The organism is Oceanobacillus luteolus, assembly GCF_023715655.1.
GTDB lineage: Bacteria > Bacillota > Bacilli > Bacillales > Amphibacillaceae > Oceanobacillus > Oceanobacillus luteolus.
The window spans coordinates 1-15,511 of record NZ_JAMBON010000056.1 but is presented as its reverse complement, the minus strand read 5'-3'; the positions used below and the strand labels follow the sequence as shown (position 1 = coordinate 15,511).

General features: G+C 38.9%; 16 protein-coding genes. 6 read left to right on the top strand and 10 right to left on the bottom strand.

Annotation, left to right across the window (positions count from 1 at the left end):
- Nucleotides 1–193 precede the first annotated feature (193 nt).
- Nucleotides 194–1,765: a BCCT family transporter gene (locus tag M3210_RS18335; RefSeq protein ID WP_251517403.1), complete on the bottom strand. Its 1,572-nt coding sequence runs from the start codon at nucleotides 1,763–1,765 to the stop codon at nucleotides 194–196.
- A gap of 307 nt (nucleotides 1,766–2,072) precedes the next feature.
- Between M3210_RS18335 and M3210_RS18330 the strand changes: the two genes are divergently transcribed.
- On the top strand, nucleotides 2,073–2,432 hold the full coding sequence (locus tag M3210_RS18330) for a YciI family protein (protein WP_251517401.1): 360 nt from the start codon (nucleotides 2,073–2,075) through the stop codon (nucleotides 2,430–2,432).
- A 60-nt stretch (nucleotides 2,433–2,492) separates the two neighbouring features.
- On the opposite strand, the gene M3210_RS18325 is transcribed toward M3210_RS18330, so the two are convergent.
- From M3210_RS18325 to M3210_RS18305, 5 genes are all read right to left on the bottom strand, one after another.
- Nucleotides 2,493–4,067 (bottom strand): bifunctional metallophosphatase/5'-nucleotidase, encoded by a 1,575-nt coding sequence (locus tag M3210_RS18325; protein ID WP_251517398.1) that lies wholly within the window; start codon nucleotides 4,065–4,067, stop codon nucleotides 2,493–2,495.
- 75 nt (nucleotides 4,068–4,142) lie between these two features.
- Entirely contained in the window at nucleotides 4,143–4,946 is an 804-nt protein-coding gene (gene phnE / locus M3210_RS18320; protein WP_251517396.1) for a phosphonate ABC transporter, permease protein PhnE, read from the bottom strand.
- The gene (phnE, locus tag M3210_RS18315) at nucleotides 4,946–5,761 is read right to left on the bottom strand and encodes a phosphonate ABC transporter, permease protein PhnE (RefSeq protein WP_251517395.1); all 816 of its coding nucleotides are present in this window, start codon (nucleotides 5,759–5,761) and stop codon (nucleotides 4,946–4,948) included. The genes phnE (M3210_RS18320) and phnE (M3210_RS18315) overlap by 1 nt, the downstream gene beginning before the upstream one ends.
- Nucleotides 5,758–6,534 carry a phosphonate ABC transporter ATP-binding protein gene (gene phnC, locus M3210_RS18310; protein WP_251517393.1) on the bottom strand — a complete coding sequence of 259 codons (777 nt, stop codon included), beginning with the start codon at nucleotides 6,532–6,534 and terminating at the stop codon, nucleotides 5,758–5,760. The genes phnE (M3210_RS18315) and phnC overlap by 4 nt, the downstream gene beginning before the upstream one ends.
- A 249-nt stretch (nucleotides 6,535–6,783) precedes the next feature.
- Nucleotides 6,784–7,746 carry a phosphate/phosphite/phosphonate ABC transporter substrate-binding protein gene (locus M3210_RS18305; RefSeq protein WP_251517391.1) on the bottom strand — a complete coding sequence of 321 codons (963 nt, stop codon included), beginning with the start codon at nucleotides 7,744–7,746 and terminating at the stop codon, nucleotides 6,784–6,786.
- 273 nt (nucleotides 7,747–8,019) lie between these two features.
- Between M3210_RS18305 and M3210_RS18300 the strand changes: the two genes are divergently transcribed.
- From M3210_RS18300 to M3210_RS18290, 3 genes are all read left to right on the top strand, one after another.
- On the top strand, nucleotides 8,020–8,265 hold the full coding sequence (locus M3210_RS18300) for a glutaredoxin domain-containing protein (RefSeq protein ID WP_251517390.1): 246 nt from the start codon (nucleotides 8,020–8,022) through the stop codon (nucleotides 8,263–8,265).
- Between the two features lie 91 nt (nucleotides 8,266–8,356).
- On the top strand, nucleotides 8,357–8,719 hold the full coding sequence (locus tag M3210_RS18295) for a YppG family protein (protein ID WP_251517389.1): 363 nt from the start codon (nucleotides 8,357–8,359) through the stop codon (nucleotides 8,717–8,719).
- Between the two features lie 124 nt (nucleotides 8,720–8,843).
- The gene (locus M3210_RS18290; protein WP_251517387.1) at nucleotides 8,844–9,536 is read left to right on the top strand and encodes an alpha/beta hydrolase; all 693 of its coding nucleotides are present in this window, start codon (nucleotides 8,844–8,846) and stop codon (nucleotides 9,534–9,536) included.
- A gap of 78 nt (nucleotides 9,537–9,614) precedes the next feature.
- On the opposite strand, the gene M3210_RS18285 is transcribed toward M3210_RS18290, so the two are convergent.
- On the bottom strand, nucleotides 9,615–10,475 hold the full coding sequence (locus M3210_RS18285; RefSeq protein ID WP_251517385.1) for a DegV family protein: 861 nt from the start codon (nucleotides 10,473–10,475) through the stop codon (nucleotides 9,615–9,617).
- Between the two features lie 20 nt (nucleotides 10,476–10,495).
- Entirely contained in the window at nucleotides 10,496–11,404 is a 909-nt protein-coding gene (locus tag M3210_RS18280; RefSeq protein WP_251517383.1) for a DMT family transporter, read from the bottom strand.
- Between the two features lie 87 nt (nucleotides 11,405–11,491).
- Between M3210_RS18280 and M3210_RS18275 the strand changes: the two genes are divergently transcribed.
- Nucleotides 11,492–11,668, top strand: coding sequence for a hypothetical protein (locus M3210_RS18275; RefSeq protein WP_251517381.1), 177 nt, complete (start codon nucleotides 11,492–11,494; stop codon nucleotides 11,666–11,668).
- A 274-nt stretch (nucleotides 11,669–11,942) separates the two neighbouring features.
- Complete coding sequence (cshA, locus tag M3210_RS18270) at nucleotides 11,943–13,379, top strand: degradosome RNA helicase CshA (protein ID WP_251517379.1); 1,437 nt, start codon at nucleotides 11,943–11,945, stop codon at nucleotides 13,377–13,379.
- A gap of 25 nt (nucleotides 13,380–13,404) precedes the next feature.
- Here cshA and M3210_RS18265 read toward each other — a convergent pair whose 3' ends face one another.
- Together M3210_RS18265 and M3210_RS18260 are read right to left on the bottom strand one after the other, a co-directional pair.
- Nucleotides 13,405–14,829 carry a PH domain-containing protein gene (locus tag M3210_RS18265; RefSeq protein WP_251517376.1) on the bottom strand — a complete coding sequence of 475 codons (1,425 nt, stop codon included), beginning with the start codon at nucleotides 14,827–14,829 and terminating at the stop codon, nucleotides 13,405–13,407.
- Entirely contained in the window at nucleotides 14,819–15,298 is a 480-nt protein-coding gene (locus M3210_RS18260; RefSeq protein WP_251517374.1) for a PH domain-containing protein, read from the bottom strand. Before M3210_RS18260 ends, M3210_RS18265 begins: the two co-directional genes overlap by 11 nt.
- Nucleotides 15,299–15,511: the final 213 nt, after the last annotated feature.

Below are 15,511 nucleotides of genomic sequence, written 5' to 3'. Positions count from 1 at the left end.
GGGAGGGTGGTCGCATTCAAAACTGGGCCATGGTTATGAACCAGCTTCTTCTTCATGATGAACTGAAAGATAGGGTGTTAAAGTACCTTGAATAAATGGGAACTTACACACTTTATTTGACAAGCCCAAGTACGATTTATATATAAGTAAGTCCCTCCTCCATGTAAATGGCAGGAGGGTATTTATTATGCTCTTACTTTGTATTTTGTTCATCATTTACTCTCTCTATATATTCTTCCAATCTTTTCTTATCAGGTTTAATCGTTAATCCTAAGTATTCCCTTTCTCTATTGGCATCCTTATAAAAGGCGAGTGCCATCAATATGACGACAAAACTAAATGGCAATGCAGATATAATGGCGGCGGATTGTAACGCAGTCAACCCGGTCTCCCCGCCTGATAACAGCAGTATAAAGGCGATAGCTGCAAGCCCTACGCCCCAAACGATTTTGATATAACCAGCAGGACTTAAAGTACCAAATGAAGTCTGCATACCGAGTACGAATGTTGCTGAATCTGCAGAGGTAATAAAAAATGAAGCAATGAGTATTAATGTAAACATAGAGAAAAGAAAACTCATGGGTAATTCATTAAAAATACCAAACAGTTGTGTTTCAGGCGGCATTTCAAAGATATGAGGCGCTTGTTGCCCTACTTCAACTCCAGTAAGGCCAAAGGCGCTAAACCAGAATATACTTACTAGGGTGGGAACGACTAATACTCCAAAAACAAATTCTCGAATCGTTCTTCCCCGGGAAATCCTCGCAATGAAAATACCGACAAATGGACTCCAACTCATCCACCAGCCCCAATAATAAATCGTCCAGGTATTCATCCACTCTCGTTTCTGCCCGTTCAATGGAGCTACATCCAAGCTATTGTATAATAGCGTATTTAAATAATCTCCGGTTGCACTCGTCATCATATTGAGAATCGTCAATGTTGGTCCAAGAATTAAGATGGCTGCAAACAATAACCCTGCTAATACCATATTTAGATTACTTAAATATTGGATCCCTTTACTTAAACCACTCCATGCGCTATAGATGAATAAAACAGTGACAATGGCGATAATGATTCCTTGGCTGAGTTGACCATAAGGGATACCGAAGAGGTAATTGAGGCCCCCGTTAATTTGCATTGCCCCGATTCCTAAGGAAACAGCCACACCAATTACTGTGACGAATACCGTTAATACATCAACAATTATTCCGAGCGCTCCATCCACTCGGTCTCCTAAGATTGGTCGTAACGTTTTGGAGATTAAACCTACTTCTCCTTTACGGAACTGAGAGTATGCTAATGCGAGGGCAACGATTCCGTAAACAGCCCATGGATGAAATCCATAATGTAAGATGGTGGAACGCATTGCTTCTGCCAGAGCAGCTTTGGTCTCCGGGTCGGCAGTAGGTGGAGCAAGGTAATGTGAAATTGGTTCAGAGGAACCATAAAATACTAATCCTATTCCCATCCCTGCACTAAACAACATTGTCAACCAGGATAATGTTTTGAATTCTGGTTTATCGTTCGGTCTACCGAGTTTTAGTTTTCCAATAGGGCTGACTCCTAAAAACACACAAAAAAATAGAATCAGAGTAAATATCGTCATGTAGTACCAACCGAATGTTGCTGAAATCCAGTCACTAATTGCACCAGCTGTACTTCCAAAACGATCTGGAAAAAAAGCACCCAGTAGTACCAGTATCCCAACAACAATGGCAGCGTACGTAAAAACACTTGAAAATTGCCTTCTTTTTTTGACCATTATGCAGTTTCATCCTCTTTGTATTGTGATTAATCTTGCATTTGTATCATTTCTTATCCACTGTATTAGTTAATATCCATTATTTGCGTCTACTTTATTCAATCATCGGTTTTTTATTTGATTAAAGAGTTGAAACTGAAGGCAGGTTTTCCTCGTATGAGATAGAAAGGAATTGAAATAGGTGTGGGAGAGAGTTGGAGATGGATATCACCAACAGGCGGTATCCTGCTATTGAACTCGTTACAGGACAGGATGGCGATGATAAGTTGGGAGGAGTAATTCTAATAAATAAAAAGGGGAGATAGGAATGAGATATCTTATATTATTGACTCCATCGAAAAATTGGATAGAAGGTGTAGTTCTTCATAATCAGCCTTATATGCCAGAGCATGCAGTATATGTTCAATCAGGCTATAACGAGGGCAAAGTAATTATGGCTGGTCCATTTGCAGGTTCTGTTGGAGGAGCTGTTGTAATCGACGTTGAGAAAGAAGAGGATGCAATACAGTTTGCAGAAAATGATCCAGCTGTAAAAAGTGATGTTTTCTGTTATCAGATCAATAAATGGGATTTCAAGATGAGCAAATATGAAAATATCAACCCTAATTTCAATCAAGAGTATATTGACTATAAACATAAGGTACAGAAGGATTTGGGGATTATTTAATTAGTTTTAGGAAAAAGAAAAGGAGTGGGTAGTAGAGGACCCACTCCATGAAGTAAAACATTATTTGATTACTTTAAAATTATCCACTGTCTTTGCTTCTACTATATGATACTTCTCAAAATACTCCTGGATCAATTCAACGGCATCTTTTTGAATTTCCTTTACAACTTTTTTCCCTTGGAACATTGCATAATCCCCACCACCGGATGCACGGTAATTATTGAGTACGACTTTATAGGTGTTGTCGTCCATAAGCGGCTCTCCATGGTATGTGACATGTTCTACGCGTTCTCCCATTGGTTTTGAAATGTTAAAAGTATATTCAATACCTTCCCACATGTCATAATTATAATGTTGTGGCTTCGGTTCAATGTAGACTGGATTGACAGTAATCTCACCTGCGTCTGTTAATGTAAAGTATTGGGCGGTCTGTTCAAGAGCTTTTATTATATCTTTTCCACTCAGTTCCAGTACGACGAGTGTATTCGGGTACATATAGTTGGAAACAACATCTCTCATGGTCACTGTGGAAGTGAAACCAAGTGAATTATTGTTCAAAAGCGAAGTGACAGAAATATCGGCCCCGCTTGCTTCCATCTGAACATTTTGGATGAATTGGATGAAAGGATGCTTTTTGATCCGTGCTTCCAAAGGATCAGTAATCGTCATATCGCCATTAATATAACCAATAGGTTCGTCCAGCCATGCTTGTGTCGCTTTTTCAAGCGGATTAATATAATGGAGAACTTCATCATCGTTCTCTACCTGCTCCAAGTTATGTAAGGATGCTTCCTTATTTGCAATCTGCCATTTGCCTTCAGCATTTTTAGTAAGTTGTAAACTAACTTCTCCGTAGTGTGTTCCATTATTGCCAGGTTGAATGACAAGTACGTCATTGATGAATCCTGTCAGTTTCCGGTGTTGGTGTCCGGTCAACAACACATCAATCTCCGGAATTTCCATGCACATTTTATAACCCTGATTTTCACCTGTATATATTTCAGTTGGCGTACCTGTTTCCAAATCAGCTTCAAATCCACCATGATAGGAAGCGATGATGACGTCAGGTGCTTCATTTACCTTAACATAGGCAGCCCATTTTTTTAATGTTTCGAGGGCATCGGCAAATTTTAATCCCTTAATATGTTCAGGGGATTCCCAATTAGGGATGTAATGGGTGGTTACTCCAATAATCGCAAGTCTTATACCATTGGAAAATTGTTTGGTGATATAGGGAGGACCAAATGCAGGTTTCTCGGTCTCGCTATCCAAAATATTCGCGGATAGGATAGGGTACTCCGCTTGTCCAACTGCAGAAGATATAATATCCTTGCCGAAGTTGAATTCATGGTTTCCCAGTACTCCGGCATCTATGTTCAATTGATTCATAATCCCAATCGTAGGGTTTTCTCTATAACTATAGTTCTTTACAAAGTTTGTCATTAATGGAGTTCCTTGAATGAGATCTCCATTATCAAGGACAATCAAGTTTTTCTTTGCCTGTCGTGCTTGTTTTACTATGGTTGCATATTTAACCAAGCCGATATCTTCTGGCTTGTTGTTCCCATAGTTGATGGGAAGTATATGGCCGTGAATATCACTTGTATAAAGAATGGTTATTTGTTCTTGTTGCAAAAAGATAACTCCCTTCGAAAAAAGTCCCACAGGGGTTTGCCTGGGGACTTATTAATTTCAAAATAGTAAGGTCTTCTAGACGATTTTGCGTCTGATTCGTGCAGAGGCGAAGTCGATTACAGTAACTACGAGAATAATTGCCAGTAATATGGTTCCCATCTCGCTCCAATTTCGATTGTTTGAAGCAAAGATAATTAATGTACCTATACCACCCGCACCTACAATACCGAGGATGGAGGAGGCACGGATATCAACCTCAAATCGGTAAATTGCATAAGAGAGGAACTCTGGTGTAATCTGCGGTAATACACCATGGAATAAGATCTGGATTTTATTTGCCCCGCTCGCTTCCATTGCTTCTACAACGTTCATGTCAATACCTTCAAGTATCTCAGCGAACATTTTACCAAGCATACCAGTCGAGCCGATTGCGATGGCTAGAACCCCGGCAAAAGCATTCGGTCCTACAGCAACAACAAATAAAATTGCCAGGATGATATCTGGAAATGCACGAACTGCTGAAAGAATCCATTTACCTATCGTCGAAATAATGACTCCGCCCATCATATTTCTTGCAGCCAGGAAAGCGAGAGGCACAGCAAGAATTGCAGCCATTAAGGAGCCAGCGAAGGCAATGAATACAGTCTCTAACATACTAAGGGCAACTTTTCCTGTCGCACTCCAATCAGGGCTGAATAATTGTGGAATAACCCGTTGGAAGTTGTTGGCAGCACGTTCGATTGCTCGTCCCCAATCGATATCGATACTTGTAAACGTCCATACGTATAAAGCTATGACCAACACTGTAATGACAATATTACGGATGAGCTTAAAAGTAGAATTCTTCGGTTTAGGAGGTAATGTAAATTCTTTTTCCATTAGATCAATGCCTCCCTAATCTTCGTACTGATATATTCAATAGCGATGACAACAATAAAGATAATAATGATGATCATCATTGCGTTTGGATAGTTATAGAAACCGAGTTGTTGGTTGAGGATTAAACCGATTCCGCCAGCTCCAACAAGTCCTAAAACAACAGACGCTCTAATGTTGATTTCGAAAACATAAAGTACAAGTGATACATACTGTGGCAACACTTGCGGTATCAGCGCATACCAAATCATCTGAAATACATTGGCGCCAGACGCACGCATCGCTTCCATCGGGTTCATGTCTACTGCTTCAATCGTTTCACTGATAAGTTTTGCTAAAATTCCTAGAGAGAAAATAATAAGTGCTAATATACCAGGAAATAGACCTATTCCAAACAAACCGACAAATATTACAGCCAACACTAAGTCAGGTATTGTACGCAAAATATTTAAGAAAGTACGTGTGATTAAGTATAGAGGCTTGTTGGTAGTTACGTTTTCTGCAGCTAATAGAGCTAATGGAACGGTTAAAATCGCTGCAACGGTAGTGGCGATAATTGCCATTTGAATGGTTTCGACCATTGGCCCCCATACTGCAGGAATAACCGCGGTGTTTGGCGGGAAAAATTTCACCATTACATTAAACATATTACCTAACGCACCGGTAAAGCCGCCTGCCATTTGGGATTGAGTCCATGTCATACTAGTAAGGTAGATTGCTAGTACAACGAAAAAAATCACGGATACTTGTATTTTTGTTTTTACCGGGTAAATTGCTGGGACGTCACGGTTCGTTATTGTTTTCTTTTCGTTGGTCACGACTGATCTGCCCCCCCACGCAAGTCATCCTCACGTATCGAACGGCCATATATTTCTTCGAATGTTTTTTCTGTGACTTCAGACACTGGGCCATCAAATACTACTTCGCCCGCACGCATTCCAATAATACGATCTGCATATTCCATTGCCATATCAATAAAATGGAGGTTAACAATAGTAGTTAGGTTATCTTCTTTATTAATCTTTCTTAGATATGTCATTACTTGATGTGAAGTTGGTGGGTCCAGGGATGCTACAGGCTCGTCTGCTAAAATATATTTTGGCTGTTGGGTCAATACACGGGCGATGCTTACACGCTGCTGCTGTCCGCCACTAAGTTCATCTGCACGGTTGTATATTTTCTCTGCAATATTGACTCTTTTCAAACTTTCATAGGCAAGTCCAACATCTTCTTTTTTGTATGCGTTAAAAATGGATCGCAATGTCCCTGTATGTCCTAAACGGCCAGCGAGGACGTTTTTAATTACACTGGAGCGTTTTACTAAATTATAATTTTGGAAAATCATTCCTGTTTTTGTACGGAGTTTACGTAAGTCGCTTCCCCGATATTTAAGGATATCTTCATTATCGACTAAAAGCTCTCCAGAGGTTGGAGTGACCAGGCGATTGATACTGCGGATGAGAGTAGATTTTCCAGCTCCTGATAAACCAACAACGACAACGAACTCTCCATCATTTATTGTAAGGTTTACATTCTTTAAACCGACTGTTCCATTTGGATAAACAAGATCGACATCTTTAAATTGAATCATTATTTTCCTCCATAAATAGGTATGTCTTAAAGTAGCACAAGAGCGAAATTGCCCGTGTAGCGACGTATGGAGAGTCCATAGTCGCTCACTTTGTTCAGACTGGCCACGACCAGTCCCATAGCAAGCTAATGAGCACGGTATTTATTCCATTTTGTAAATCATGAAAAAGGGGAGTAAGTACTCCCCTTTTTCATAGGTAAGATTATTATTTTCCGCTTAATTAAGCGTTGAATATTATTTTGTCACTGATTAAAGTTCGATGTTGTCTTTGAACTTTTGATAAGTGTCTTTAACTACTTGGTATTCTTCGTCAGATGCTTCATCAATAGCATCCCAGTTGTATACATCATTCATGATTTTGATCATTTCTTCATCATCGTTGAATGAAAGGAATGCATCTTTGATTTTTTGCACAAGTTCATCATCAAGTTCTTTAGTAACAGAGATCGTATCGTTAGGAATCTCATCTGTGTAATCTAAGACGACAAGATCATCCATGATTGTTGGGTATTCTTCTTCAAGAGTAGTACGAACATCGTCAAACGTAGTTGCTACGTCTGCATCCCCTTCAAGAACGGCAATGGCAGAGTTGTCATGGCCTCCTGTTTGAAGCGTACCGCCGAAGAAATCACTTTCAAGTTCCGCAGCAGTATTGTAGCCAAATTCTTCCATTAGTTGGCTTGCTGGGAATAAGTATCCAGAAGTTGAACCTTGGTCACCGTATGCCCAAGTTTTACCTTCTAAATCTGCTAAGCTTTCAATACCAGAATCAGCATGGACAATGTATTGTGCTTTGTATGTTCCTGAACCATGACGGATGGATTTTAAGATAACCTCTACATCATATTGTTCATTAGCAAGAACATAACCGAATGCCGGAATGAATCCAATATGTACTTGATTTGATCCCATTGCTTCAACTAATGCGTTATAGTTAGTCATTACATTACCTTGTACTTCGACTCCAAGTTCTTCACTCAGACGTTCAGCAAGTGGTTCTACTGTTTCAGCGATTGTATCAGAATCTTGAGATGGTACAAATCCCATTACGATTGTATCGGGTACCGTTCCTTCAGAATCTCCTGAACCGGATTCAGTATTTTCAGTTTCCTCTGAGTCGTTTGTGCTATTGTCTGCGTCATCAGAACTTCCACAAGCCGCAAGGAATAGCGCCAATGCTAAAATTAGCAAAAGACTATAAAGTTTTTTCATCATGACCCTCCTAATAATTGAAAAAATACCTTTCATAACCTATTAAATACTATTATCAGATAAAAATCTAGTCTATTTTGAAGACTTTTACATGAAATTAAGAAAAGTAAATAATTGATTGGAGAAGACAGAAAGGACGGCATGTAAAGGTTTCCTGAATAATCAGGATGTGAATGAAGCATATGACTTCAAAATTGTTTAGAACATGCTTGAAAGGGTATGAACAATTATAGATATTTTCTTGTTATAAGAAATTGTTTGGAGGAATAATGGATGACAGAACATGATGTAGTGGTTTATGTAAGTGATAATAATAAACAGTGCTTGAAAGTCATTGAGCTGATTGAAGCGTATAATGTCCCATATAAAGTGAAAAATGTATCGCGAGAAAGAGGCTATATGAAGGAATTACAGAATAAAGGAATTTTCGGTACTCCCGCGACCTTTATCAAAGGTGAGAAGCGTGCGATCTTGGGGTACCAAAAAGAAAAAATACGAAGTGCTCTCTACAGTGTATGATTTGAACACTGAACATTGGGTATAACAATTAAGGACACCTCTGCATATTTTATAGTATATACGTAATGTTTGTTTAAAGAGGTGTTAATTTATGGATGACAGAACAAGACACTATCATCAAGCTTTCCAGTTTCGTCAGTCGCCACCATTTACCCAACAAATGCCGCCCTACCAAATGCATACACCTTATCATCCACAACAACCTATGACTCCATATGAACTATTCGCTAAACCACCACAACCATTGGATGTATTATATGCAAATCAAGATCCCAATATGGCGAACCAAAATCAAAATGTTGCTCCTGGAATGCTTGGGGCATTTACCGATTCAAATGGACAAGTGAATCTGGATAAAATGATGGGCACAATAAATCAGCTTGCGAGCACATATCACCAAGTGTCACCAATAGTAAAACAATTAAGTTCATTGTTTAGAGCATTTAGGGCATAGCCATTCAAACGCTTTATTCCTATACTACAATGACCTCCATCGTAACAACAATTAAAGGATAAATATCAAATACAGACAGATACTATAAGAAAAAAGCGTATGTATCGTGAAAGAGGAGATACGAATGATTGGTTGTTTATTGATCCATGGTTTTACAGGTGGACCATATGAGTTAGGACCTTTAGCTGAATATTTAAAGGAACAAACTGACTGGCATATTGAGACACCGACCTTAACTGGACATGGTAAGGAACTTCATTTAGAGAATACCACTTATAAAGATTGGATAACAGATGCAGAGAATACATTAAGAAAAATGACTGCAAAGTATGATGAAATATATATCGTCGGGTTTTCCATGGGTGGAATGATTGCGGCCTATTTGGCTGCAAAATATAATGTGGACAAATTGGTATTGCTTGCAACTGCTGGGAAGTATTTGGACTTTAAACAAATAAGAGCAGATATCCATGAAGTTATTCGCGATGGTTTGAAGGGTGAACTTGAGAATAACAAAATATATAACCATTATAAGAAAAAATTTGGTCAAGTTCCGATAAAAGCAAACATCGAATTCATGAAGCTTATCAATTTTACAAGACCATATTTGAAGGATGTCGATACACCAGTATTGATTGCCCATGGCCAACAGGACAGCATGGTTCCTTATAAAACTGCCTATTACCTTGATAAGGAGATTCATTCGGAGTATAAGGAAATTGTACTCTTAGACCGTTCCAGGCATCTATTATGTTTAGGTGACGATAAAGATACAATTAACGTGATGGTTCATGACTTTTTGGAAAAAGATGAATAAAAAGAGTCTGCTTTTAAATGAAGCAGACTCTTTTTACATGGGGAAATAGATATTTACACATGGCTATTCAAGGACACATTATTTCCTATCTTTAAAGAAGGCAATTACAATTGCACCTTCTCCACCATGGGTTGCGATTAGTGGGCCCATTTCAGTGAGAAAAGTCTCTTTAAATGGGTATTTGCTTTTTATTTCATTTAGCAGTTTCTTGGCTCTGGATTCATCGTTGCAGTGGGTCATGTATAAATGTTTGCTTTCTGTATTTTTGGCATATTCACCGATCTGATCAATGAAGCGGCGTAATGCTTTTTTCTCACCACGTATTTTTTCAGTGACTTCAATGGTTCCCTCGTCACTAGCTCTCATTAATAGTTTGATGTTTAATGTTTTTGCAATTTTTCCAGTCACTTTTGATACCCTGCCACCACGAACAAGGTTGTCCAAGGTTTGCAGAACAAATAGGGTTGCTGTACTTTCAACGCGTTCTTCTGCGTGATTGACGGCCTCTTCGAATGTATATCCTGATTTTATTTTTAGATATACGTCATATAAAAGCAGGGCGATTGCCCCCGACGCTGTTTTCGTATTAATGACTGCAATCTTCCGTTCAGGTTCTTCTTCAAGAATCATTTCTTTGGCAGCTACAGCATTTTGATACGTACTGCTTAATTCCTTGGAGATGCTGAACATCATGATGGATCGATCTTTAGGAACCTTTTTAAAAGCTTCATAGAAATCATTGGGACTTGGAGCCGCAGATTGAGGAACCTCGTTCAAATCTTTTACCTTCTTATGAAAGTCATTCAGATTTAAGGTGACTCCTGTTTTGTATTCTCCGTCACTAAAATGTAAGTAGAGAGGAACGATTTCAAGTTCGAGTTTTTCGATTAAGTGTTGTGGAACATCCGCTCCACCATCTGTCATCAGCTGAATCTGCATAATGGCACCGCCTAACTATTTTATTTTACCTTTTGCGAGATCGTAATGCCCGCTTTTTTGGAGGTACTGATTATGAATAAATACAATCCGAAAATTACAATGGTTCCACCAAGGAATTGTGACCAAGTAACGACTTCATTTAGGAAAAAGTAAGCTAAAATGGATGCTCCTACCGGCTCTAATAAGCCAGCCATTGATACTGTAGTCGTACTTAGCCAGCGTAGGCACCAATTAAAAATGGAATGTCCAAAGAAAGTCGGAATGACTGCCAAAGCTAAAAATGCCCACCAACTCGTTGTACTATACCCCGTAAAGGGATTTTGTAAAATTATATTGTAAAGAAAAAGAGTAATGGATGCGATTCCATATACGATAAAGGTATATGTCATGAGAGATAAACTTTTCCTTGTTGATTGGCCGATCAAAAAATAACCCGTTATAGCAACTGCACCAAGTATTGCCAGAATATCTCCAAGTATTGCAGTTCCATTTAACTGCAAGTCTCCCCAACCGATAATGATGCCACCAAATAGAGCAATAATCATACTGATGATGGTGCCATAAGAGAATCGTTCCTGAAATAACAAGTAAGTCCCTAGAAAAGCAAATAACGGTTGAATGGATACAAATACGACAGAACTTGCTACAGATGTATGGTTCAATGATTCGAACCATAAGATGAAGTGCAATGCTAGAAAAATTCCAGCTAAAATGGAGAAAATCCAATTTGCTGAAGATATTTCTTTAAATTCTTGCCGGTATTTGTAAAAGATAAATGGAGACATTAATATTACAGCAAAAAGTAAACGGTAAAAAGCAATGATTGCTGCAGGTGCATCTTCAGCAAGTCTGACAAAAATTGCAGAAGTGGAGATGGCAATTACTCCAATAAATAAAGCTGCTTTAGGATTAAATGCAGGAAGGCGCATACAAAAACTCCTTTGCCCTGGTGTAAGTGTCCGTTAACCTCCGACTTGAAGAATAAAGTAATATCCAGGTCACATAGGTGGGAGATGATGGTCACTGACACCCCAATTCGTTCCAGTAACTTGGAGGAGGTACTTGTCCTCCTGATTATTGGTTTCACTGTAATGAAAGTCCGTTGCATGTACTTGATATTATTACTCCATTTTATCATGGATGAGGAAAAAAATCATTTAATAGTCGTTATCCCAAAGAAGCGCAGTGGATAATGATTGCAAAAGTGTGTTATTATAAGACAAGCAGTAATTAGAGGCCCCGAATTGATAAAGGGAAGCCTAGTGTTCTTTTTATAATGAAATAAACAGGTAGAAAATATACTTTCCCATTTAAATATTAAAACCCTTCTTGAGTAGATTTAGTGTTTTTTTGACATATTCCGCAAAGAGGTAGGGTATACGATTAAATAGGATTTTCAGTGATGAAAGATCGAGCTAGCGGCCTCTTATAGCTAAATAAATTACTACAAAAGGAGTAGACTATTAGGTGACAAAATTTAGTGAATTAAGTATTTCAGCACCGATTATGAAGGCGTTAGAACAGATGGGCTTTGAGGAAGCGACGCCAATTCAAACGGAGACCATTCCTCTTGCCAAGGAAGGATACGACGTAATCGGCCAAGCGCAAACTGGAACAGGTAAGACTACAGCTTTTGGTATACCAATGATCGAACGGATCGATGCAAAGCTTCGTAAAGTACAAGGTCTGGTTGTGGCACCGACAAGAGAATTAGCTATTCAGGTTGCAGAGGAAATTAACCGGATTGCAAGATTTATGGGAGTTCGTGCTTTAGCCGTATACGGTGGCCAGCAAATGGATAGGCAAATTCGTGCTCTTAAGGATGGTCCACAAATCGTTGTAGCAACACCGGGAAGACTTCTTGACCACTTGCGTAGAAGAACGATTCGTGTTGATCATGTGAAAGTTGCAGTTTTAGATGAAGCGGACGAAATGTTGAACATGGGCTTCATCGATGATATCCGCGATATTTTAAAGGCGATTCCAGAGGAAAGACAAACGTTGCTTTTCTCGGCGACGATGCCAAAGGAAATTAGAAATATCGCAACAACATTGATGAAGGAACCTAAAGAGGTTAAGATTAAAGCAAAAGAAATGACAGTTACGAATATCGAACAATTTTTCATCGAAATACCAGAGAAATTCAAGTTCGATACATTGAACAACCACTTGGATATCCATTCACCAGACTTGGCGATCGTTTTCGCTAGAACGAAAAAACGTGTGGATGAAGTTACAGAAGGTTTACAAGCTAGAGGCTATCGTTCTGAAGGGATTCACGGAGATCTTACACAAGGTAAACGTATGTCTGTTTTGAATAAGTTCAAACAAGGCCGTGTGGATGTGCTAGTTGCAACAGATGTAGCTGCTCGTGGATTGGATATTTCTGGAGTTACTCATGTATATAACTTTGATATACCACAAGATCCAGAAAGCTATGTACACCGTATCGGTCGTACAGGCCGTGCCGGAAGAACAGGGGAAGCTATTTCCTTTGTGACGCCTAGAGAAATGGCGCACTTGCATCTCATCGAAAAAACGACAAAAAGTAAAATGAAACGTATGACTCCACCGACGAATCAAGATGCAAGACGTGGACAACAGCAAGTTACTATTGAAAAACTTGAAAAAGCAATCAGTAAAAAGGATCTAAGTTCTTATAAGGAATCAGCACAACAACTCTTGGAGGATCATGATTCAGTAACTGTAATTGCTGCTGCAATCAGCTTATTGACAAAAGAACGAAGAGATACACCGGTCCGCATCTCATCAGTCGCTCCTATCAGTGTGAAGAAGGCAATGAATTCTAAAGGTGGCGGACAGCGTTCCAAGAATAAACGTTTTTATGGTGGGGGAAGAAACAACCGTAAAGGTAACTTCCAAAAACGCCGTAAACGTGATTAATCAAGTAAATTTAAAAAAGGTTCCATTAGATGGAACCTTTTTTTCTATATGCCAATTTATCACTTACCTGATCTATTTCGTTTTCAATCACATCATTTATATGAAAATGTCTGCCACCTACGTGGCTAATGATGGATGCCTTCATGGTAGCCAAATGAAGTCTTCTTTGCAAGACATTCTGTCTTTTTTCGAAAGCCTGAACCCGCTTGTGGTATAGCTGGACAGTGACACGAGTGATCCGCCGGTAACGGATGAAAAGCCTGTTATCATTTACATATAGACCAGCATCTTTATAGCCCAGCCAGCCCATAAACAAAGCTAGCCCGGACAGTACGATTGGAATCCAAACAAAGGAAGGGAAGAAAATGAACACAGGGATGATTGCAAGTACAAAAATGGTGCTTGATCGGATCAGATACAACGGTGAAGCGGATGCCGGTGGCTTGACCCAATCCACATCTTCATTCCATATGAACTTCGGAACAAACTCTTCCATAAACGCTGGGATTTCCCTAGTTTGTAATAAAGGAAATAATATAGTTGAGTCTGCAATTTGGTCACCTGTTTTACTTCCGGCAATTTCCACAAACACAGACGCATAACCGAAAGCTTGACGGATAATATTTTCCTCGATGCCGACAGCTTGGATCCGATCGAATGGAATAGTCAGCTGCTTTCTTTCCAGTAAGCCTCTTGTAATGATTAATTCGTTTTCTGATCGTTTAATGGTAAAGTTTCCATAACGGATGATAACCCATATCACGCTGATTAAGTAAACAGCAAGCATAAGCATCAGAACCACTATTATTAGTAGGAAAATACTCGCAGATAAGAGCCATTCCAACGTTTCATCGTATATATTTTCAGGAATCAATTCTTCAATTTCCACTAAACCAGCGACAAGGAATCCGATAATCAGACCTACTCCTCCAGAAGTGATACCCGCTAGTAATAAGCGTTGGAAAGTGATTTTTTTCATGATTGGTGCTTGTTCTTCCAGAAGTTCTAATTCCTGTTCTTGACTCTCTTTTAATGTTTCTGTTAATCTTTTCCCCTCTTCCAGAGTAACAGCCCGTAAAGTAGCTTCGGCTTTTGAACCGCCACCTGCTGCTGTTTCGATTTGTATGCTGGTAAGTTTAAATAATCGGTGTAAAACACTCTCCGTTAAATCAATGGATTGAATTCGGTTTTTTGCAATAGAACGCTTTGTTCGTTTGAAGATGCCGTACTCAATCCATAAAGCTTCATCTGTAACATAATAGGAATAACGGTGCCAGGTGAGAACCGCATAAATCAAATTCAGAACTAAAAAGATTCCAAGAAAAATAAAAAATATGAATAAATCACCAGCAAACATGATGACAATGAAATAGAAAAAGAATTCTTTTATTGGTTTAGCCATATTGAAAATTATAGCCGCTGGATGAAGTCGTTTCTTGTTATACATCATCTTCATCTACCCTTGCAAGTTGTGAGATACGATCTCTTAAATCGGAGGCATCATCTTCAGAAAGTGCTGGAATTACATGCGTCGTTGCAGCTGTAGAAATAGAGACACTTGCCACATGATATTTCTTCATCAGTGGACCTTGCTCTGTATCCACATGTTGAACCCGAATCATGGGCACGAGAGTTCGAGTCATAATAAATATTCCATGTTGAATATAAATCTCTTGTTCAAAGATTTCGTATCGCCAGCGCCTATACCGCAGTTTAGGAAAAAGAAATATAAAAAGATAACTGATTATTCCATGGAGGAATATGGAAATGATGATGTAGAGCATAGACCAATCATTGATGATGGTTAGAATGGCTCCTACTATCAGCAATACCCAAATGATACCGGTATATAATACGGCACTGATTTTCCAGACTTTTAATGCTCGTGGATCGATTAGATGTTGTGGAGGTTGTCTCATGATTTATCACCTACTCTGTTTTAACTAAATGATAGTACGAATAGTAATCAATAAAAGTTTCATAACGTTAAAAAAGCCCGGGCGTGTTTAGACTAACACAATAAAATGAGACAATAAAAAACACCTTCGAAATGGTATAATCAAACCAATACTAATTCGGAGGTGTTTTTGCGTGGGCAAAAACGTTTATTCTAGTGAAGTTAAATGGGCGGT

Excerpts from the sequence above, each read along its gene's own strand:
- M3210_RS18295 (WP_251517389.1), top strand. The coding sequence starts at position 8,357 with ATGGATGACAGAACAAGACACTATCATCAAGCTTTCCAGTTTCGTCAG.
- M3210_RS18285 (WP_251517385.1), bottom strand. The coding sequence starts at position 10,475 with ATGCAGATTCAGCTGATGACAGATGGTGGAGCGGATGTTCCACAACAC.
- M3210_RS18305 (WP_251517391.1), bottom strand. The coding sequence starts at position 7,746 with ATGAAAAAACTTTATAGTCTTTTGCTAATTTTAGCATTGGCGCTATTC.
- phnC (WP_251517393.1), bottom strand. The coding sequence starts at position 6,534 with ATGATTCAATTTAAAGATGTCGATCTTGTTTATCCAAATGGAACAGTC.
- M3210_RS18330 (WP_251517401.1), top strand. The coding sequence starts at position 2,073 with ATGAGATATCTTATATTATTGACTCCATCGAAAAATTGGATAGAAGGT.
- M3210_RS18335 (WP_251517403.1), bottom strand. The coding sequence starts at position 1,765 with ATGGTCAAAAAAAGAAGGCAATTTTCAAGTGTTTTTACGTACGCTGCC.
- M3210_RS18280 (WP_251517383.1), bottom strand. The coding sequence starts at position 11,404 with ATGCGCCTTCCTGCATTTAATCCTAAAGCAGCTTTATTTATTGGAGTA.
- M3210_RS18290 (WP_251517387.1), top strand. The coding sequence starts at position 8,844 with ATGATTGGTTGTTTATTGATCCATGGTTTTACAGGTGGACCATATGAG.
- M3210_RS18265 (WP_251517376.1), bottom strand. The coding sequence starts at position 14,829 with ATGATGTATAACAAGAAACGACTTCATCCAGCGGCTATAATTTTCAAT.
- phnE (WP_251517396.1), bottom strand. The coding sequence starts at position 4,946 with ATGGAAAAAGAATTTACATTACCTCCTAAACCGAAGAATTCTACTTTT.
- M3210_RS18260 (WP_251517374.1), bottom strand. The coding sequence starts at position 15,298 with ATGAGACAACCTCCACAACATCTAATCGATCCACGAGCATTAAAAGTC.
- M3210_RS18275 (WP_251517381.1), top strand. The coding sequence starts at position 11,492 with ATGGTCACTGACACCCCAATTCGTTCCAGTAACTTGGAGGAGGTACTT.
- M3210_RS18300 (WP_251517390.1), top strand. The coding sequence starts at position 8,020 with ATGACAGAACATGATGTAGTGGTTTATGTAAGTGATAATAATAAACAG.